Annotated in this window: 16 protein-coding genes; 7 read left to right on the top strand and 9 right to left on the bottom strand. The window is 68.2% G+C overall.

Going from position 1 to position 18,947, the window contains the following annotated elements; translation table 11 throughout:
* The first annotated feature begins 5 nt into the window (after positions 1 to 5).
* Positions 6 to 1,133 carry a flavodoxin-dependent (E)-4-hydroxy-3-methylbut-2-enyl-diphosphate synthase gene (gene ispG, locus F3H87_RS05615; protein WP_149786036.1) on the top strand — a complete coding sequence of 376 codons (1,128 nt, stop codon included), beginning with the start codon at positions 6 to 8 and terminating at the stop codon, positions 1,131 to 1,133.
* A gap of 1 nt (position 1,134) precedes the next feature.
* Here the strand turns inward: ispG and F3H87_RS05620 are convergent, their stop codons facing one another.
* Genes F3H87_RS05620 through F3H87_RS05630 form a run of 3 tightly spaced genes read right to left on the bottom strand, consistent with a single transcriptional unit; the run spans position 1,135 to position 3,702 of the window.
* Complete coding sequence (locus F3H87_RS05620; protein ID WP_149786035.1) at positions 1,135 to 1,614, bottom strand: thioredoxin domain-containing protein; 480 nt, start codon at positions 1,612 to 1,614, stop codon at positions 1,135 to 1,137.
* Positions 1,615 to 1,618: 4 nt separating this feature from the next.
* On the bottom strand, positions 1,619 to 2,368 hold the full coding sequence (locus F3H87_RS05625; protein WP_149786034.1) for a DsbA family protein: 750 nt from the start codon (positions 2,366 to 2,368) through the stop codon (positions 1,619 to 1,621).
* A gap of 5 nt (positions 2,369 to 2,373) precedes the next feature.
* Complete coding sequence (locus F3H87_RS05630) at positions 2,374 to 3,702, bottom strand: M48 family metalloprotease (protein WP_149786033.1); 1,329 nt, start codon at positions 3,700 to 3,702, stop codon at positions 2,374 to 2,376.
* 60 nt (positions 3,703 to 3,762) lie between these two features.
* Here F3H87_RS05630 and F3H87_RS05635 point away from each other — a divergent pair, with 60 nt between their 5' ends.
* The 5 genes from F3H87_RS05635 (at position 3,763) to prfB (ending at position 10,908) form a co-directional block, all read left to right on the top strand.
* A complete protein-coding gene (locus tag F3H87_RS05635) occupies positions 3,763 to 4,914 on the top strand; it encodes a pyridoxal phosphate-dependent aminotransferase (RefSeq protein WP_149786032.1) in 1,152 nt (383 codons plus the stop codon).
* A complete protein-coding gene (locus F3H87_RS05640; protein WP_149786031.1) occupies positions 4,911 to 5,783 on the top strand; it encodes an alpha/beta hydrolase in 873 nt (290 codons plus the stop codon). The genes F3H87_RS05635 and F3H87_RS05640 overlap by 4 nt, the downstream gene beginning before the upstream one ends.
* 72 nt (positions 5,784 to 5,855) lie before the next feature.
* Positions 5,856 to 7,073, top strand: coding sequence for an N-acetylmuramoyl-L-alanine amidase (locus F3H87_RS05645; RefSeq protein ID WP_149786030.1), 1,218 nt, complete (start codon positions 5,856 to 5,858; stop codon positions 7,071 to 7,073).
* A 101-nt stretch (positions 7,074 to 7,174) separates the two neighbouring features.
* Positions 7,175 to 9,703, top strand: a complete 2,529-nt coding sequence (locus F3H87_RS05650; RefSeq protein ID WP_149786029.1) for a penicillin-binding protein 1A — start codon at positions 7,175 to 7,177, stop codon at positions 9,701 to 9,703.
* 80 nt (positions 9,704 to 9,783) lie between these two features.
* Positions 9,784 to 10,908 carry a peptide chain release factor 2 gene (gene prfB, locus F3H87_RS05655; protein WP_149786028.1) on the top strand — a complete coding sequence of 375 codons (1,125 nt, stop codon included), beginning with the start codon at positions 9,784 to 9,786 and terminating at the stop codon, positions 10,906 to 10,908.
* A 239-nt stretch (positions 10,909 to 11,147) separates the two neighbouring features.
* On the opposite strand, the gene F3H87_RS05660 is transcribed toward prfB, so the two are convergent.
* A complete protein-coding gene (locus tag F3H87_RS05660) occupies positions 11,148 to 13,616 on the bottom strand; it encodes a penicillin acylase family protein (protein ID WP_149786027.1) in 2,469 nt (822 codons plus the stop codon).
* Between the two features lie 85 nt (positions 13,617 to 13,701).
* On the opposite strand from F3H87_RS05660, the gene F3H87_RS05665 reads away from it, so the two are divergent.
* Entirely contained in the window at positions 13,702 to 14,565 is an 864-nt protein-coding gene (locus tag F3H87_RS05665) for an NAD(P)-dependent oxidoreductase (RefSeq protein ID WP_149786026.1), read from the top strand.
* A 15-nt stretch (positions 14,566 to 14,580) separates the two neighbouring features.
* Here the strand turns inward: F3H87_RS05665 and F3H87_RS05670 are convergent, their stop codons facing one another.
* From F3H87_RS05670 to F3H87_RS05690, 5 genes are all read right to left on the bottom strand, one after another.
* The gene (locus F3H87_RS05670; protein WP_149786025.1) at positions 14,581 to 14,919 is read right to left on the bottom strand and encodes a DMT family transporter; all 339 of its coding nucleotides are present in this window, start codon (positions 14,917 to 14,919) and stop codon (positions 14,581 to 14,583) included.
* A 72-nt stretch (positions 14,920 to 14,991) separates the two neighbouring features.
* On the bottom strand, positions 14,992 to 16,206 hold the full coding sequence (locus F3H87_RS05675; protein ID WP_149786024.1) for a multidrug effflux MFS transporter: 1,215 nt from the start codon (positions 16,204 to 16,206) through the stop codon (positions 14,992 to 14,994).
* 106 nt (positions 16,207 to 16,312) lie between these two features.
* Positions 16,313 to 16,645: a potassium channel family protein gene (locus tag F3H87_RS05680; protein WP_149786023.1), complete on the bottom strand. Its 333-nt coding sequence runs from the start codon at positions 16,643 to 16,645 to the stop codon at positions 16,313 to 16,315.
* Positions 16,642 to 17,304 carry a DsbA family oxidoreductase gene (locus F3H87_RS05685; RefSeq protein WP_149786022.1) on the bottom strand — a complete coding sequence of 221 codons (663 nt, stop codon included), beginning with the start codon at positions 17,302 to 17,304 and terminating at the stop codon, positions 16,642 to 16,644. Before F3H87_RS05685 ends, F3H87_RS05680 begins: the two co-directional genes overlap by 4 nt.
* Before the next feature lie 74 nt (positions 17,305 to 17,378).
* The gene (locus F3H87_RS05690; protein ID WP_149786021.1) at positions 17,379 to 18,890 is read right to left on the bottom strand and encodes a class I adenylate-forming enzyme family protein; all 1,512 of its coding nucleotides are present in this window, start codon (positions 18,888 to 18,890) and stop codon (positions 17,379 to 17,381) included.
* Between the last annotated feature and the right edge of the window lie 57 nt (positions 18,891 to 18,947).

Below are 18,947 nucleotides of genomic sequence, written 5' to 3' on the forward strand. Positions count from 1 at the left end.
GATCCATGTCGCTGAACGAAATCCGCCCGTGGCGCAACATCTATCGCCGTGAAAGCCGCCGGATCATGGTCGGCAACGTGCCGGTGGGGGGCGATGCGCCGATCAGCGTGCAGACCATGACCAACACGGCGACCACCGATGTGAAGGGCACCATCGGCCAGGTGCTGCGCGCGGCCGAGGCGGGGGCGGATATCGTGCGCATCTCGGTGCCCGACCAGGACAGCAGCCGCGCGCTGAAAGAGATCGTGCGCGAAAGCCCGGTGCCCATCGTCGCCGACATCCATTTCCACTACAGGCGCGGGATCGAGGCGGCCGAGGCGGGCGCGGCCTGCCTGCGCATCAACCCCGGCAATATCGGCAGCGAGGACCGCGTGCGCGAGGTGATCCGGGCGGCGCGCGACCACGATTGCTCGATCCGTATCGGGGTGAATGCCGGGTCGCTGGAAAAGCACCTGCTGGAAAAATACGGCGAACCGACGCCCGACGCGATGGTGGAATCCGGCCTGGATCACATCAAGGTCTTGCAGGACAACGATTTTCACGAGTTCAAGATCAGCTGCAAGGCGTCCGACGTGTTCATGGCCGCCACCGCCTATCAGCAACTGGCCGAGGCGACGGATGCGCCGATCCACCTTGGCATAACCGAGGCGGGCGGGCTGATGTCGGGCACGATCAAATCGGCCATCGGGCTGGGCAACCTGCTGTGGATGGGGATCGGCGACACGATCCGCGTCAGCCTGTCGGCGGACCCGGTCGAAGAGGTCAAGGTCGGCTACGAGATCCTGAAATCGCTGGGGCTGCGGCACCGGGGCGTGAACATCATTTCCTGCCCAAGCTGCGCGCGGCAGGGATTCGACGTGATCAAGACCGTCGAGGCGCTGGAAAAGCGGCTGGAGCATATCAAGACGCCGATGAGCCTGTCGATCATCGGCTGCGTGGTGAACGGGCCGGGCGAGGCGCTGATGACCGATGTCGGCTTTACCGGCGGCGGCGCGGGCAGCGGCATGGTCTACCTTGCGGGCAAGGCCAGCCACAAGATGTCGAACGACCGGATGATCGACCATATCGTCGAAGAGGTCGAAAAGAAGGCCGCCGAGATCGAGGCGGCAAGCGCGGCGCAGGCGGCGGAATAACCTAGTCCTGCAGATACCGCTCCAGCACGATGGGCGGCACGTGGCCGCGCACCATCTTGTCGGGCAGCACGTAAGAGGGGGTGGCGTCCAGCTCCAGCGCGGCGGCCAGATCGGCGTTTTCGTGGATATCCAGAACCGTGAAAATCACGCCTTTCCCGTCCGTTAGGGCGCGCAGTTCATCCAGTGCCTGCGCGCAGTCGGGGCAGTCCTTTGCGACGAAGACGGCGATCGCCGCGCCCCCCGCAAACAGCGTATCGGCGTGCCGCTCGATCACGCCAAGGTCGCGGTCGACCGCCTCGGCATAGGGCGACGGGCCCGACAGGGCGCGGGCGACGATTTCAGGCTCGTCCAGCAACAGCGCGCGGATCTCGGCACGCAGCACCGCGCGTTCCTGCAGGGTAAGCGCGGTGAAATCGGTGTCGGCCAAGGCCGCACCGCCCGCGCCCCACAGGGCGCAGGCCAGTGGCGTCAGGCGTCGCATCGGGTCAGTTCGCGCGGATCTGGTCGACGATCTGCATCATGCCCTGCAGCGGCACGTAGCCGCGCAAAAGCTGGTCTTCGAACACGAAGGTGGGCGTGCCGTTGACCTGCAGCCGGCCGGCCAGTTCGCGGTTCTGCCGGATCTCGGCGTCGACCTCGGGGTCGTCCATGCGCGCGAGGATCGGCTCGGGGTCGATGCCCAGCCCCTCGGCCAGCCGGGTCAGCGAGCCGCGCCCGACATTGCCGTTGAAGGTGATCAGCGCGTCGTGCATCTGCTTGTAGGCGTCGTCGCCGGCGACCATCCGCGTGGCGATGGCAAAGCGCGACGAGACCACCGAGTCCTCGCCCAGGATCGGGAATTCCTTGAGGATGAAGCGGATATTGCCATCGGTGTCGACCAGCTGCGCCACCTCGTCATGGGCCTTGCGGCAGTACCCGCAGCGGTAATCCACGAATTCCACCAGCGTCACATCACCATCGGGGTTGCCGCCGACCCAGGAATAGCCGTCGTCGAAGATATCCTCGGCATTGACGCGCACCAGGTCCAGGTCGGTCTGCGCCTGCTGGTCGGCCTGGCGTTGCTCCAGCACGCCCACGGCCTCCATGATGATTTCGGGATTTTCCAGCAGGTAGGCGCGGATCTCGGCGCGGAAGGCGGTGCGCTCGTCCTCGGTCATGGCGGTCAGGTCGAAGGCGGCGGCGGGAACCGACAGGGCCGCAAGCGACAGGCCGGCGGCGGCGAGGGTGCGTTTCATATGGATCATCTCCGTTGTCTGAGGGCGGCTTCGGCCGCAGAAATCACATCTTGGGCCCGAAGGCCAGCGCGCGAACCGCGCGGCACCAGCCCCTCGGCCCGCCTGGCATGAACCAGCGCATCGTCGAACCGCCCGGCCAGCGCATAGCGTTCCGCCGTCACCACCGAGGCCAGCCCCGGGTCGCCGGTTTTCGCATAGGCCACGGCAAGGTCGCGCAGCACGCGCGGATCGCGGAAATCGCGGGCGCGGGCCCGTTCCAGCGCATCGCGCGCGGCGCGCGGGTTGTCCGCCGCCAGCAGCGCGCGGCCATAGCCGCCCATGATCAGCGCGTTGCCCGGCGCCAGATCGGTGGCGCGCTTGTAGGCGGCCACCGCGGCGCCCGCCTGCCGGCTTTCCAGCAGGATCTGCCCGCGCAGCTCGTGCACGAAGGGGTCGGTGGGGCGCATCGCGGCCAGCTTGTCGATGGCGGCCATGGCGCGGCGCGTGTCGGGCTGCCGGTGATGGGCGATCGCCGTGCGCATCAGGCGGATATCCTCGGTGGGCGACTCGTTCAGCCGCCGCAGCGTCCAGGCGGGCGCCCGCGAAAAGGCCGACAGCTTGCCGGTGGCGCGGGCGAACCAATAGGCCGCGTCCTGCGGCGGGGGCGATGCGACCTGCGCGGCCCCGGCCTGCGCGGTCACCGCGCGCAGCCGGTCACGCGACAGCGGGTGGGTGCGGGCATAGGGGTCTTGCCGCGATTCCGACAGCAGTTCCTGCCCGCGAAAGATATCCAGCACCTCGATGAACGCCTTGGGGTCGATGCCCGCGCGCACCATGTAGCGCAGCCCCGAGGCGTCGGCGCTGCTTTCCTCGGCCCGGGTATGCGACATGAAGACCCGGTTGGCAGACCCGGCCACGCCCAGCGCCAGCCCGCTGGCGGCTTGCCCGCCCGCGCCCGAGGCCGCCGCCGCCATCGCCAGCGCGATCCCCAGCCCCGAGATCGTGTTCGCGGCCTGCGCACTTTGCAGGCGGCTGGCGATATGGCCGTTCTGGATATGCGCGGCCTCATGCGCGATCACCGCCTGCACCTGCGCGGGGCTGTCGAGCTTCATCAGCATGCCCGAATGGATGAAGATGTGGCGGTTATCGACGATAAAGGCGTTCAGGCCGGGATCGTCGATCACCAGTATGCGCACCTGCGTGGGCGACAGGCCCGCCGCGTTCAGCACCGGCCGGGCCAGTTCGGCCAGCGCGTGCTCGATATCCGGGTCGCGGATCAGTCCGCGCGCCTGGGCGGGCAGGGCCAGCGCCACGACAAGCGTCGCGGCAACCGCAAATCGCCAGATGTAAGACATTGACCCTCGTCCGGTTTCGCTGTGAATTGGCCCTTCGCGGCAAAGCATAGGAAGTAAGTCATGCGGAACTCAACCCGTGGAGAGGTCGATCCCTTCATTGTGATGGACGTGATGGAGGCCGCCCGCGCCGCCGAAGAGGCCGGGCGCCACATCATCCACATGGAGGTGGGCCAGCCCGGCACGCCAGCCCCGGCAGCGGCGCGCGACGCGCTGGCGCAGGCGATGCGGGACGATCCGCTGGGATACACGGTCGCGCTGGGGCTGCCCGCGCTGCGGCGACGTATCGCACGGCTTTACGGCGACTGGTACGGCGTCGATCTCGACCCCGCGCGGGTGGTCGTCACGCCGGGTTCCTCGGGCGGGTTCATCCTGGCCTTCACCACGCTCTTCGATGCGGGCGACCGGGTGGGCATCGGGGCGCCGGGCTATCCCAGCTATCGCCAGATCCTCAGGGCGCTGGACCTGACGCCGGTGATGATCGAAACCGCCGCGGAAAACCGCCTGCAGCCGGTGCCCGGCGATCTGGACGGGCTGGACCTGCAGGGGCTGATGGTGGCCAGCCCCGCCAATCCCAGCGGCACCATGCTGGATCGCGCGGCGATGTCGGCGCTGATCGCGGCGGCGCAGGCGCAGGGCGCGGCCTTTATCAGCGACGAAATCTATCACGGCATCGAATACGAGGCCAAGGCGGTCAGCGCGCTGGAAATCAGCGACGAGACCTATGTCATCAATTCGTTTTCCAAGTATTTCAGCATGACGGGCTGGCGCGTCGGCTGGATGGTGGTGCCGCCCGACCATGTGCGCCGGGTCGAGCGGCTGGCGCAAAACCTGTTCATCTGCCCGCCCCATGCCAGCCAGGTCGCGGCGCTGGCCGCGATGGACGCCACCGACGAGCTGGAGGCGAACATGGCGGTCTATCGCTGCAATCGCCAGTTGATGCTCGACGGGCTGCCAAAGGCCGGGTTCGACCGGATCGCACCACCCGACGGCGCGTTCTACGTCTATGCCGATGTCGGCCACCTGACCGATGACAGCCGCGCCTTTTGCGCCGAGATACTGGACAAGGCGGGCGTCGCGGTGACGCCGGGGCTGGATTTCGACCCCGCGCGCGGGCATGGCACGCTGCGGTTCTCCTACGCCCGCAGCACCGCCGATATCGAGGAAGGGCTGGCGCGTCTGGCGCGCTTCATGAAGGACACGGGGCGGCTGTGAGGTGGGCCGCGGCCCTTTTGCTGTTGTCCGCCGCATTGCTGGCGGGGGTGCTGGCGTGGCGCATGATCCCGCCGGCGGCGGGCATCGCGCCAAGGCTGGACGCCGGGGCCGGGCGCGCGCCGGTCGTGCTGCTGCTGGGGCCCCAGACCGGCGGGCGGCCCGGCGCGGGCGATCCGCTGCCGCAGGAGTTGCGCAATGCCGGTTTCCGCGTGGCGCGGGTGGGCTGGATCGGGATGCCGGGCACCCCGGCCCGGCTGGACCGGATCGCGCTGGACCCGTTCGACAGCTACCTGGAAGGGCTTGCTGCGCGGGGTGACGTGGACCGGCGCTGCCTTTACGTGGCGGGCGCGTCGCGGGGGGCGGAACTGGCGCTGCTGATCGCCTCGGGCAACGGGGCGGTGGGCGCGGTCGCGGCGGTGGCCCCGGCGCATGTGGCGTTCCAGGCGCCGGGCATCGCGCCGCTGCGGCAAAGCGCGTGGCGGCGGGGCGGGGCGCCTGTCGCCTTCGTGCCGTTCCGGGCGGACCTGCGCGCCTTGCGCGGCCTTGTTACCGGTGATCGATTCGCCGGACGATACGCCCGCGCGCTGCAGGACGCGGCGGCGGTGGCCCGCGCGGCGATCCCGGTGGAACGCATCGCCGGGCCGGTGCTGCTGATCGGCGCAGCGCGGGACGAGGTCTGGCCCTCGGCGCGGATGGCGCAGGCGGTGGCGGACCGGCTGGCCGAAAGCGCATTCGCCCACGAGGTCGGGCTGACGATCGTGGATGCGGGGCACGACCTGCTGGCGCGGGGGGACGTGCGGGCCGGCATCGTCACCTTCCTGACCGGCGCGGCGCAGCGGGCGGGATGCCTGCCGCCGGTGGCGCGTTAGGCGCTTTCTCGGCGCGGGGTTTGCTGTTAGTTTGCGGCCAAAGGCCGGGCGGACACCGGCCGGGGGCGATGTATGAGCAGGCTGCTGGTTTTCTTGTTGACGATGCTGTGGGGCGGTCTGGCGCTGGCCGAGGATTTCAGCGCGCTGGCCCGGGTGCAGCCGGATGGCAGCGGCATCGACGACACGCGCGGCGGCGCGCGGCTGACCCTGACGCTCAGCCAGGGGGTGCCGTGGCGGGCCTATACCCTGACCGATCCGCCGCGGCTGGTGCTCGATTTCCGCGAGGTTCTGTGGGACGGGCTGGATGCCGGCACCCTCGACCGGGCCGAGGCCGTGCGGGGCGTGCGCTTTGGCGGGTTCCGGCCGGGCTGGTCGCGCATGGTGGTGGATCTGGCCATGCCGCTGGCGGTGGCGCAGGCCGGTATGACGGTCGCGCCGGACACCGGCCTTGCCAGGCTGGCGGTGATGCTGGATGCGGTGGCGGCGGAAGAGTTCGCCGCGCGGTCGGGCACCCCGCACGATCCGCGCTGGGATCTGCCCGAACGCAGCCGGCCTGCGGACGTGCCGCCGCGCCCGATGGGCGAGGGGCCGGTCGTCGTGGTGCTGGACCCCGGCCATGGCGGGATCGACCCCGGCGCCGAACATGACGGGCTGACCGAGAAGGACCTGATGCTGACCTTCGCGCGCGAATTGCGCGACGTGCTGCGCCGTGCCGGTGGGTTCGAGGTGGTGCTGACGCGCGACGACGACCGCTTTGTCTCGCTCGAACGCCGGGTCGCCATCGCGCACGAGAGGCGCGCGCATGTGTTCCTGTCGCTTCATGCGGATGCGCTGGCGCAGGGGCAGGCCCATGGCGCGACGGTGCATGTGCTGGACGACGAGGCCAGCGATGCCGCCACCCGGCTTCTGGCCGAGCGGCACGACCGCGACGACCTGCTGTCGGGCGTGGATCTCGACGGGCAGGACGACGTGGTGGCCGGGGTGCTGATGGACCTTGCGCGGCACGAGACCCGGCCGCGCACCGTGCGGCTGGCCGAGGCGCTGGTGCAGGGGCTGATGGCCGCGGGCGGCCCGGTCAACCGGCGCCCGATCCGGCGCGGCGCGTTCTCGGTGCTGAAGGCGGCCGATATCCCCTCGGTCCTGATCGAGGTCGGGTTCCTGTCCAGCCCGCGCGACGCGGCCAACCTGCGCGATCCGGCATGGCGGATGGCGATGGCGCAGGGGATGCGCGACGCGCTGCGCGCCTGGGCCGATGACGACATCGCCCGCAGCGCGCTGCGCCGGCAATAGGCCGCGCGACGGGCAAGGTTTTGCCCATCGGGCACGCCGAGTTGTTTTGACCGCGGCCGGTCGCGCGCGTATAGAGGCCCCAGACTGCAAGGGAAATGCTGGTGATACGGTTCGTTCTGTCCTTTTTCGGCGCGATTTTCACGCTGATCACGCTTGGCCTGCTGATGGTCGCGCTGAGTATCGGCGCGGTCTTCTGGATGTATGGCCGCGACCTGCCCAGCCACGAAAGCCTTGCGCAATACACGCCCCCGACAATCAGCCGGATCTATTCGGCGCAGGGGCGGCTGATCGACGAGTTCGCGCAGGAACGCCGCCTGTTCACCCCGGCCGAGGAAATCCCCGACCTGGTCAAGCGCGCCTTTATCAGCGCCGAGGACAAGAATTTCTATACCCACAAGGGCTATGACGCGCGCGGCATCGCCAGCGCGGCGATCGACGCGGTGCGCTCGCGCGGGCAGGATATCCGCGGCGCCTCGACCATCACGCAGCAGGTGATGAAGAACTTTCTGCTGGGCGGCGAGCGCCGGGCCGAGCGCAAGATCAAGGAAATCATCCTGGCCACCCGGCTTGAGGAAACGCTGTCCAAGGACAAGATCCTTGAGCTTTACCTTAACGAGATCTTCCTGGGGCAGAATTCCTATGGCGTGACGGCGGCGGCGCAGACCTATTTCAACAAATCGCTGAACGAACTGGCCCCGCACGAGGCGGCGACGCTGGCCTCGATGCCCAAGGCGCCATCGGATTACCATCCGGTGCGGCAAAAGGAGCGCCTGCTGGCACGGCGCAATTTCGTGCTAAAGGAGATGTACGAAAACGGCTACCTGACCGAGGCGGAATACCAGAGCGAGCGGGAAATGCCGCTGCGCTCGGTCCAGAACGGCGATTTCGACAGCTTCAAATCGGCGCTGCCGCCGCGCGACTATTTCACCGACGAGATCCGCCGCCAGCTGTCCGACACGTTCGGCGAGGACGAGTTCTTTTCCGGCGGCATGACCGTGCGCGCCACGATCGACCCCGAGATGCAGGCGGTCGCCGCCGCCTCGCTGCGGCAGCAACTGGAACAATACGACCGCGGGCTGGGCATCTGGCGCGGCACCGGCGCGACGATCCCCGAGGACCGGCTGGGCAGCGAAGAGGCCTGGCGCGAGGCGCTGGCCGCGACCGAGGTGGCGCGCGACATCGACCTTGACGGCACATGGCACCCGGCGGTGGTGCTGGCGGTCGAGGACCAGCAGTTGCGCATCGGCATCGAGGGCGTGCAGGAGACCGAGGCCGAGCCCTTTGTCGTGCCGCGCAAGGATATCGGCTGGCTGCGCGGCGATTTCTTCGACAATTTCAAAACCGGCGACGTGGTGCATGTGCGCCGCATGACCTCCGGCGACGACGGCACCGGCGATTTCATCCGCTGGACGCTGCGGCAGGTGCCCGAGGTGCAAGGCGGTTTCATGGCGATGGACGTCAATACCGGGCGGGTGATCGCCATGCAGGGCGGGTTTTCCTACCAGCATTCGGTGTTCAACCGCGCCACGCAGGCGCAGCGCCAGCCGGGCTCGTCCTTCAAGCCCTTCGTCTATGCCTCGGCGCTGGACAGCGGCTATACCCCCGCGACGATCATCATCGACGCCCCGATCGAGATCGACACGCCGCAGGGGCTGTGGCGGCCCCGCAACGCGTCGAACACCTTTTACGGGCCGACGCCGCTGCGCACCGGGATCGAACGGTCGCGGAACCTGATGACCATCCGCCTTGCGCAGGAGGTCGGGATGGACGTGGTGGCCGACTATGCCGAACGGTTCGGCGTCTATGACAACATGGGCCGGTTCCTGGCCAATTCGCTGGGGTCCGAGGAAACCACGCTGTACAAGATGGTGGCGGCCTATGCGATGTTCGCCAATGGCGGCGAACGGGTGGAGCCCACGCTGGTCGACCGTATCCAGGACCGTTACGGGCACACCGTCTATCGCCACGACCGGCGCGATTGCGTCGATTGCACCGACCCCACGATCCCGGCCAGCGAAAGCCCGGCCATCCTGACCAACCGCGAGCGCGTGATGAACGCGGTCACCGCCTATCAGCTCACCTCGATGATGACGGGCGTGGTGCAGCGCGGCACCGCGTCGGGCGCGGTGAACCTGCCGGTGCCGGTCGCGGGCAAGACCGGCACGACCAACGAGTCGAAGGATGTGTGGTTCATCGGCTTCACCAACTCGGTCGTGGCGGGTTGCTATATCGGTTACGACCAGCCGCGCAGCCTTGGGCGCGGCGCCTCGGGCGGCGGGTTCTGCGGGCCGGTGTTCCAGCGGTTCATGGAGCAGGCGATCCAGAAATACGGCGGCGGGCGGTTCCGCATCCCGGATGAATGCATGTTCATCAAGATCGACCGCTTCACCGGCGCGCGGCTGGACGACGACGCCACCGGCGACCATGTCGTGCCCGAATGTTTCCGCGAGGGCGAGCAGCCGATGTTCGGCATCATGTTCGACGGCGGTTTCGCCATGGGCGCCAACCTGCCGCTGGTCGAAGAGGTCGGCACGCGGCTGGGCCGCGAGGTCACCACCTCGACCGGGAAAAAGGCCGTGGTCGGCCCCAAGGCGAATTTCGGCACGCTGAGCTCCGGCGGGCTCTACTGACGCGCCGGATGCTCACCGCTTGCCCCCTGGCAGGCGGTGGTCTATCACCCCGCACTGAAACCCCAAATCAGGACAATGCGATGCGCGCAGAGGCCCAGAATACCGTTGCCGAGATCGAGAAATCGCTGGAGCTTTTGCGCCAGCGGATGGACTGGGATACGGCGCAGCACCGGCTGGAGGAATTCAACGCCCGTGTCGAGGACCCCAATCTTTGGGACGATCCCGCCGCCGCGCAAAAGCTGATGCGCGACCGGCAGGCGCTGGTCGATTCCATCGACACCTACGAGGGCATCCGGCAGGAGCTGTCGGACAATGTCGAACTGATCGAACTGGGCGAGATGGAGGGGGATGACGAGGTCGTCGCCGAGGCGGAGGCCGCGCTGAAGGCGCTGGCCAGACGCGCCGCCGCGAAAGAGCTTGAGGCGCTGCTGAACTGCGAGGCCGACGGTAACGACGCCTTCCTGGAAATCAACGCCGGCGCCGGCGGGACCGAGGCCTGCGACTGGGCGCAGATGCTGGCGCGGATGTATGTCCGCTGGGCCGAGCGGCGCGGCTTTACCGTCGATCAGCAGGACATGAGCCCCGGCACCGAGGCCGGGATCAAGTCGGTCGTCTACCAGATCAAGGGGCAGAACGCCTATGGCTGGCTCAAGTCGGAATCGGGCGTGCACCGGCTGGTGCGCATCTCGCCCTTCGGCAAGGGCACGCGCGAGACATCCTTTGCCTCTGTCTGGGTCTATCCGGTGGTGGACGACAATATCGAGATCGAGGTGAACCCCGCTGATATCCGCATCGACACTTACCGGTCCTCGGGCGCGGGCGGTCAGCACGTGAACACCACCGACTCGGCGGTGCGGATCACCCACATGCCCACCGGCATCGTGGTCACGAGTTCCGAGAAATCGCAGCACCAGAACCGCGACATCGCCATGAAGGCGCTGAAATCGCGGCTCTATCAGTTGGAGCTGGAAAAGCGCACGGCCTCGATCCAGGAGGCGCACGAGGCCAAGGGCGAGGCCGGATGGGGCAACCAGATCCGGTCTTACGTTCTGCAGCCCTACCAGATGGTGAAGGATCTGCGCACCAGCTTCGAGACCAGCGATACGCAGGGTGTGCTGGACGGCGATCTTGACGGGTTCATGGCCGCGACGCTGGCGATGAACGTGGCCGGCAAATCCCGCGCCGAGGCGCAGGGCGAGGACTGAGGCAGGATTTCGAGGAGGCTTTCGAGTCCTTTCGAGACATCTGAAAGACGCACCCGCCCGGAACAGCCGCGCAGCGGCCCGGGCATCGCACGGCCGCCCCCCGGCCGGGCGATTGGCTGCCGCAGGCACTCCGTTTTGAGGTAGGATGTGGCTGGACGACAAAATGCCAGTCACAGACGTCGGATCGCCCGACCGCGGTCGTGCGATGTCCTTCTGTTGCCAACGACCGGGCCCCGTCGTCACTCCCTCGGCAGCAGCCGCGTCACCCCCACGGCGGCGGCGCGGGCAAGGTCGAGGTCCAGCGACATCGGGATATACTCCCCGCGCCGCCACAGCTCGCCCATGTCGTCATAGAACCGCGACAGCGGATGGCCGGACTGACCGGTGGCGATGATGAAGACCGAGCTGTCGGGATCGGTGAAATCATAGACCCCGCGATAGCCCGCCGCGTGGACGTTCTCGAACGGCGCCGCGCCGGTCCCGCGCGTCAGCCCGCGTTGCAGCGTGTTGTCCCCGCCCGAGGTCGATTGCCGGATATTCACCACCCAGCGCAGCAGCGGCACGTCGCCCAGCGTCGGGTGATCGTGGGTGGCCTGGTGCGCATCGCCCCAGCGCAGCGATTCCAGCGCGGTGCCATAGTTTTCCTCCAGCCAGACGATCGCGTCGTCCAGCGCCAGCCGCGCCATGTCTGTGCAGCTTTCCCGCGGCGCGCTCTGGATCACGTCGCACCAGATCCCGGCGCCGTCCACGTCACGATAGACCCGTTCGATGAACAGCGGCTCGATATGGGTGAAATCCCGCGACAGCGGGCCCAGCTCGTCGCGGATCAGCCGGTCCTGCAGCGCGCGGACCCAGGCCGAATAGATCAGCGGCTCGGGCAGGTGCTCGTTCATCTCGCCGTTCCAGTCGGCCAGCAGGGCCAGTGCGTCGTGGCGCTGGCGTTCGGCGGTGCCTTCGGGCGCGGCCTCGCCGGTGAACCACAGGTCGGCGCCGATCAGCGGCAGCAGCGTGCGCGCGGTGGGCGACACGGTATCGAGCTGCGCCTCGATGAAACTGTCGCGGGTATGGACCTGCCGCGACTGCATCAGGCGGGTCCAGCGTTGCACGCGCTGGGTGTCGCCCCAGTGAAACGACATGTGCAGCGGAAAGGGGCGGTCGACGATCTTGTTGTTGGTGGTGCCGACGATGCCGCCGGGGGGCGAGATGAATTCGGGATTGGCGCTGTAGGGGCTGATCCCCTTCCAGAGGTTGTGATCCAGCCAGCCGGGCGCGGGCAGGCGGCCCTGGCTTTGATGGTCGGCATCGCGGCGCGGGGCGTGGCCGATCGTCTTCATGGCGATCTGCACCCCGTCCACCACCACGAGGTTGAGCGACGGCGCGACATGCGCCTCGGCAGCGGCGATGGCATCCTGCACGGTGCGGGCCTGCATCAGCCGCAGCCAGGCGGCGATCGACCGGTCCTCGGGCGACAGCCCGGTCCAGCCCAGCGCCATCACGTGCCCCTGCGGCGTGATGCTGTCGAGGTCGAAATCGGTGCCGGGCAGGACCGGGCCGTTCCCGGTCCAGCGCAGGGTCAGGGTCACCGGGGTTTCGTCCCTGATCCGCAGGATCGACCGCCGGGTTTCGAACGCGGCGAAACCGTCGGGCGTTTCGTATTGCTCGGGGTCGTCGGGGTTCAGCTTTTCGACGAAAATATCCTGATCGTCCATGTAGGAGGCGGCGATGCCCCAGCCCAGGTCCTCGCTGCGGCCCGACAGGATCACCGGGATACCGGGGATGGTGGCGCCGATCACGCCGCCAGTGCCCAGCTCCAGCCGGGCGAGATACCAGATCGCCGGGGCGGTCAGCGGCAGGTGCGGATCGTTCGCCAGCAGCGTCCCGCCCGAGGCCGAGCGTTTCGGCGCCGCGGCCCAGGCGTTCGACGCGCCCGACAGCCCCGCGCGCGCCACCGGCCAGAGCGGATCGGGGGATTGCCGCGCGGCCTGTGCCACGCGGGGCAGGGGCGTGTCGAACAGCGCGGCGTAATCGGGCAGGGCGGCCACGCCGCTGCCCGGCGCCTCGGGCAGGATATCGGCCACCCGCGCGGCATCGGGCAGCAGCAGCGACACCCGGGCGCGGCGCACCTCGGCCTGCAGGTGGTCGGTGACCTGCAACGCCATCAGCTTGACCAGCGCGATGGAATCGGCGGGCTGCCAGGGCGCGACGGCGGGGTTGAACAGGAACATCTCGGGGGCGCCGCGGCCCAGCGCGCGCTCGTTGATCTCGGCCAGCCGCGCGTTCACGCCGTCGGCATAGGCGTTGAGCGCGGCCAGCGTCGCATCGTCCTGCACCCCGGCCGAGGCCTGCGCCGCGCCGTAGATGTCCAGCCGGCGCATCAGCTTGTCGGTTTCCACGGTGCGGGTGCCGAACACCTCGCTCAGCCGGCCCTGCGCGGTGCGGCGCAGCACCACCATCTGCCACAGCCGGTCCTGCGCATGGGCATAGCCGAGGCCGAAAAACACGTCGGCATCGGTTTCGCCCAGGATATGCGGCACGTTGGCGTTGTCGCGCACGATCTCGACCGGGGCCGAGGGGCCTGTGACCTCATGCGTGGCGTCGTATTCGGGCAGCGACCGGGCGGCGAGGTAATAGGTGACGAACAGCGCCAGGAACGTCAGAACGACCAGCCCGCCCGCGATCCGCAAGAGCCATCGGAAAACCTGCGCCATTGCACCCTGTCCAGTTCATCCTTGCCTTTGCCCTGTTCCCTAGACACAAACCTAGGCGAACACAAACAGATGAAGGAGGGGTATGATGGCAAAGGTGACGTTTCTGGGGCTCGGCGTGATGGGCTATCCGATGGCGGGCCACCTGGTCAAATCCGGGCACGAGGTCTGCGTCTACAACCGCACGCCGGCGAAGGCGGAAAAATGGGTGGCCGAGCATGGCGGCACCAGCGCGCCGACCCCGCGCGCGGCGGCGCAGGGCGCCGATTTCGTGATGGCCTGCGTCGGCAACGACGACGACCTGCGCGCCGTCGTGCTGGGCGATGACGGAGCGCTGGCGGGCATGGCCGAAGGCACGGTCTTCGTCGATCACACCACGGTTTCTGCAAAGGTCACCGCCGAGCTTTATGAGGCGGCACGCGCGCAGGGCGTGGGCTTTGTCGATGCGCCGGTGTCGGGCGGCCAGGCGGGGGCCGAGAACGGCGTGCTGTCGATCATGTGCGGCGGCGATACGGGCCATTACGACCGGGCCGAGCCGGTGATGCAGGCCTATGGCCGCTCGATCAAGCGGCTGGGCGAAAGCGGCGCGGGACAGCTGACCAAGATGGTCAACCAGATCTGCATCGCAGGGCTGGTGCAGGGCCTGTCCGAGGGGCTGGCATTCGCGCAAAAGGCCGGGCTGGACGGCAAGGCCGTGGTCGAGGTGATCAAGGGCGGCGCGGCGGGAAGCTGGCAGATGGAAAACCGCCACGAAACCATGCTTGAGGATTTCTTCGACTACGGTTTCGCCGTCGACTGGATGCGCAAGGATCTGGGCATCTGCCTGTCCACGGCGGACGAGCTGGGCGCGGCGCTGCCCGGCACTGCGCTGATCGACCAGTTCTACAAGGATGTGCAGAACATGGGCGGCGGGCGCTGGGACACCTCGTCGCTGATCAGGCGGCTGCGCTAGGCGGCGCAGGCCGCCTCAGTGCGGGGTGGCGTTGGAAAAGATGTGGATGACGACGATTCCGCCCAGGATCATCGTCATCCCGATCACCGCCGGCCAGTCCAGCGCCTGCCGGAACACCAGGTAACCGATCAGCGCGATGAACACGATGCCCAGCCCCGACCACATCGCATAGACGATGCCCACCGGCAGCACCTTGAGCGTCATCGACAGCAGGTAGAAGCTGACGCCATAGGCCAGCACCACCAGCACCGAGGGCCAGAGCCGGGTGAATTGCTGGCTGGCCTGCAACGCCGAGGTGCCGACGGTTTCGGCAAGGATCGCAACGGCAAGAACAAGGTAGACATGGGTGGGCATGGGCGACTCTCCTGCGGAACTCCGCCTGTCTTAGCCTGCGGCGCGGTCGGGGTCACGGGGGGGGGCGACGGGTCAGAACCGGCCGAGGCGGTTTTCGGCGCGGCGCATGACGATCATCGTGACGAAGGCACCGGCGCAGACCGCGCAGACCCCCAGCGTCAGCGGCAGCAGCGTGCCGTTGAACGACAGCCCGATCGGCACCGCCAGCAGCGCCCCGGCGAGGGTCGAGACCGAGCCGATCACGCTGGCGGCCATGCCCGCGACATGGCCCATCGGCTCCATCGCGATGGCGTTGAGGTTGCCGATGGTCAGCCCGGTCTGGAAGAACACGCTGGCCTGCCAGCCGATGAACAGCCCGAACAGCACCGGCCCCGGCAGCGGCGCCAGCGACAGCAGGGTCATGGTCAGCGACAGCACGACCTGGATGCCGAAGGCGGCGGTCGCCAGGCGCCGCATCCCCAGCCGCATCACCAGCGTGGCGTTCAGGATTGAGGCGCTGGCCGCGATCAGCGACACCAGCGCGAACCAGTAGGGAAAGCTGTCGGCGGCGCCGAACACCTGGTCATAGATCGGCTGCACCAGGCTGATCATCACGAACAGCATGGCATAGCACAGCGCCTGCGCCAGCAGCGCCAGGCTGACCGTGGGGTGCCGGGCCATTTCGACCAGCGCCGCGATCATCAGCGAAAACCGCATCGGGCGGCGGTTTTCGACGGGCAGGGATTCGGGCTGGCGCAGCGCCAGCCACAGCCCCGAAATCACGGCAAAGACGATGAACGAGACAAAGATCGCGCGCCATCCCGCCGCGTCGGCGATCCAGGCCCCGAGCAGGGGCGCGACCGCAGGCACAAGCGTGAAGGTCATCATGATGAAGGACAGGATACGCGCCATGTGGCGGCCGCCATAGAGGTCGCGCACGATGGCCATGGCGACGACGCGCGGACCCGAGGCGCCGATCCCCTGCAACACCCGCGCGGCCAGCAGCATCTCAAGCGTCTGCGCGCGCCAGGCCAGCGCCGAGGCCGCGATATAAAGCGCCGTGCCCGACAGCAGCACGACCCGGCGGCCCAGCGCATCCGACAGCGGCCCGACAAAGAAGGTGGCGATCCCCATGCCGATGACGAAGCTGGTGACGATCATCTGCACATTGTTCGGCGCGTCCGGCGTCAGTTCACCGGCGATCTGCGGCAGCGCCGGCAGCATCGCGTCGATCGAGAACGCGATGGTGGCGAACAGCATCGCCATCAGGGCGATGAATTCGATGATCGACAGGGGACGCGCGCGCATGAAAATAGTTACATAATTCCCGTGGAATGCGCCGACCCAACACCAAACGACCCTGGGTAGCAATGGTAAGAATTTTTACCGTTTGGTTGACGTCACGGAAGGGGTGTCACGCGTCGCCATCCTCGTCTTCCGTGGTTTCGCGCCGTTTCTCGCGCTCGGCACGGCGGCGGCGCAGGCGGCTGGCGATGGTGATGTTGGAAAAGTGCTGGATCGCGGCGGCGAATATGCCGAGCCCGGTAAAGATCAGGACCGTGGCGGCGATCTTGCCCAGCGCCGTTGCCGGCACAAGGCTGCCATAACCGACGGTGGACAGGGTCACGACGGTAAAGAAATAGGCGTCGAGCCAGCTCCACCCCTCGACATAATGAAAGAACACCGTGCCGACCGCGACGACCGCGACAAGCGCGCCGATCAGGAGCCTGGCGGCCTCGGTATTCACATCATGCCTCCGTGTTCTCCCCCGGCCTGCACCTGCCCGGCGATTTCGTCGATCACCTTCAGCCACAGGTCGGTCGCCTGCGCGCCCGGCACCGCGTGCTGGCGGTTGACGAGGAAGGTCGGCACCGAGTTTATGCCCATCTCGCGCGCGGCGGCGTCCCTCTCGCGGATCTCCTGCAGGTCGGCGTCCGAGGCCAGAAGCCGCTGGATCATCGCGGCGTCCATGCCCGCACTGTCGGCGATATCGGCCAGCACCTCGGCATCGCCGATATCGCGGCCCTCGGTGAAATAGGCGCGGAACAGCGCGCTGACAACGAATGTCTGCCGCCCCTCGATCCCGGCCCAGTGGATCAGGCGGTGCGCGTCCATCGTGTTCGGCGTGCGTGCGATCGCCTCGAAGTCGATGGTCAGCCCGGCCTGCGCGGCGTGCTCCACCACCGGCATATAGGCTTTTACCGCCGCCTCCCTGCCGCCGAACTTGGCCTCGAGATAGGCGCGGCGGTCCATCCCCTCGCGCGGCATGTCGGGGTTGAGCTGGAAGGGATGCCATTCGATCGTGAAGGGATGGCCGGGGCGCTGCTCCAGCGCGCGGTCCAGCCGCGTCTTGCCGATATAGCACCACGGGCAGATCGGATCGGAAAAGATATCGAGCTTGATCATGTTGGCCTCATTCGCATCGCGCCGGGGTAACAGGCGCGGGCGCGGATGAAAAGTGCCGCAGCCGTTGCCCGCCTTCAGACCAGCGCCTTCAACGCCTGGCGTTGCAGCTTGCCGTTGGGGTTGGTCGGCAGGGCGTCGAGCCTGCGGAAGATGCGCGGCTGCTTGTAGCGGGCCAGCCGTTCGGCGCACCACGCGGCCAGTTCGTCCGCGGGGATGTCGGCGGGGCCGGTGTAGAAGGCGGCGATCAGGCGCACGTCTTCCTTGACCTCGATATCGGTCGCGCCCGCCTCGGTGATACCGGGATGGGCCAGCAGCGCGGCCTCGACCTCGAGCGGCGAGACGCAGTAGCCGCCCGCGTTCATCATGTCGTCGTTGCGCCCGTGATAGGCGATCTGCCCGTCCTCTTCCATGTGGCCCTGATCGCCGGTCAGGAACCATTCGCCCCTGATCCGCGCGGCGGTGTCGGTCTCGGCGCCCAGGTAGCCCAGCATCAGGCCGGGATCGGCGGTGCCGACCGCGATCGTGCCTTCCGTGCCCATCGCAACCGGCTGTCCGTCGGCATCGACGATGGCAACCCGCCGCCCGTCCTGCGGCTGGCCCAGCATACCGGCGCGCGAAGGATGCGCGGGGCTGCCCGAGATGAAGGTGGAACATTCCGACATCCCGTACGCCTCGTATATCCGGGTGCCGGTGGCGTCGTTCCAGTGCCGGCGGATGCTGTCGGACAGCTTTTCGCCCGCCGCCAGCCCGTGCCGCAGTTTCGGCAGGTCGATCCGGTCGTGATGGTTCAGGATCTTGCGGTAAACCCCCGGGGCGGCGGCGAAAAGCGTCGCGTCATGGCGTTTGAGCAGCAGCGGCAGCGTGTCGGGGCCGACACCCCTGGCGGGGATCAGCGCCGTGGCGCCGACGCTCCACGGGTCCATCAACCCGGTGCCCAGCGTGAAGGTCCAGTTGAACGCCCCGGCATGAAGCAGGCGGTCGTCCTGTCCCAGCCCGTACCAGCCCTCGTGCATCATGCGCCGGGCCCAGATCGCGCGATGCGCGTGGCAAACCGCGCGGGGCACGCCCGAGGTGCCCGAGGTATAGACGATATAGGCCAGCCGGTCGGGATCGCCCATCGCGTAGTCGCAGGGCGGCAGGCTGCGCATGTCCTCCAGCGCATCGGTGCCGATCACCGGCACGCCGGGATCGTCGGGGCAGGGCACGCCCGCGTCGCGCAGGATGCCCGCCGGTTTCAGCCCGGCGATCATCCTGTCCACCTCGGGCGCGGTCAACTGGCTGGAGGTCGGCACCGGCACCATGCCGACGGCGATGGCGCCGAGATAGGCGATGGGAAACTCCACCGTATTGCCCAGCCGCATCAGCAGGATGTCGCCCGGTGCGAACCCCGCTTGCAGCAGCCCGGTTCCGGTGCCGCGCACGGCGGCGGCCAGCCTGGCGTAACTCCAGCGGTCGGCCCCGGCGGGCGACAGCACCGCCAGCGCGATCTTGTCGGGCAGATCCCCGGCATGGGCCAGCACATGGGCGGCCATGTTGAAGGGGGCGGGGCAGGGCGCGGGCGCGCCGGTATCGAAAACGGACAGCATGGCCTTGGGTTAGGCCCGCGCGGGCGCAGTTGCAAGGCCCGCGATGCCCGCTTATAG

This window comes from Lutimaribacter pacificus, assembly GCF_900142185.1.
Classification (GTDB): Bacteria; Pseudomonadota; Alphaproteobacteria; order Rhodobacterales; family Rhodobacteraceae; genus Lutimaribacter; species Lutimaribacter pacificus.

Bases quoted from the DNA above. Each gene is read 5' to 3' on its own strand.
- F3H87_RS05630 (WP_149786033.1), bottom strand. From the start codon at position 3,702: ATGTCTTACATCTGGCGATTTGCGGTTGCCGCGACGCTTGTCGTGGCG.
- prfB (WP_149786028.1), top strand. From the start codon at position 9,784: ATGCGCGCAGAGGCCCAGAATACCGTTGCCGAGATCGAGAAATCGCTG.
- ispG (WP_149786036.1), top strand. From the start codon at position 6: ATGTCGCTGAACGAAATCCGCCCGTGGCGCAACATCTATCGCCGTGAA.
- F3H87_RS05645 (WP_149786030.1), top strand. From the start codon at position 5,856: ATGAGCAGGCTGCTGGTTTTCTTGTTGACGATGCTGTGGGGCGGTCTG.
- F3H87_RS05660 (WP_149786027.1), bottom strand. From the start codon at position 13,616: ATGGCGCAGGTTTTCCGATGGCTCTTGCGGATCGCGGGCGGGCTGGTC.
- F3H87_RS05625 (WP_149786034.1), bottom strand. From the start codon at position 2,368: ATGAAACGCACCCTCGCCGCCGCCGGCCTGTCGCTTGCGGCCCTGTCG.
- F3H87_RS05690 (WP_149786021.1), bottom strand. From the start codon at position 18,890: ATGCTGTCCGTTTTCGATACCGGCGCGCCCGCGCCCTGCCCCGCCCCC.
- F3H87_RS05685 (WP_149786022.1), bottom strand. From the start codon at position 17,304: ATGATCAAGCTCGATATCTTTTCCGATCCGATCTGCCCGTGGTGCTAT.
- F3H87_RS05635 (WP_149786032.1), top strand. From the start codon at position 3,763: ATGCGGAACTCAACCCGTGGAGAGGTCGATCCCTTCATTGTGATGGAC.
- F3H87_RS05620 (WP_149786035.1), bottom strand. From the start codon at position 1,614: ATGCGACGCCTGACGCCACTGGCCTGCGCCCTGTGGGGCGCGGGCGGT.
- F3H87_RS05675 (WP_149786024.1), bottom strand. From the start codon at position 16,206: ATGCGCGCGCGTCCCCTGTCGATCATCGAATTCATCGCCCTGATGGCG.
- F3H87_RS05665 (WP_149786026.1), top strand. From the start codon at position 13,702: ATGGCAAAGGTGACGTTTCTGGGGCTCGGCGTGATGGGCTATCCGATG.
- F3H87_RS05670 (WP_149786025.1), bottom strand. From the start codon at position 14,919: ATGCCCACCCATGTCTACCTTGTTCTTGCCGTTGCGATCCTTGCCGAA.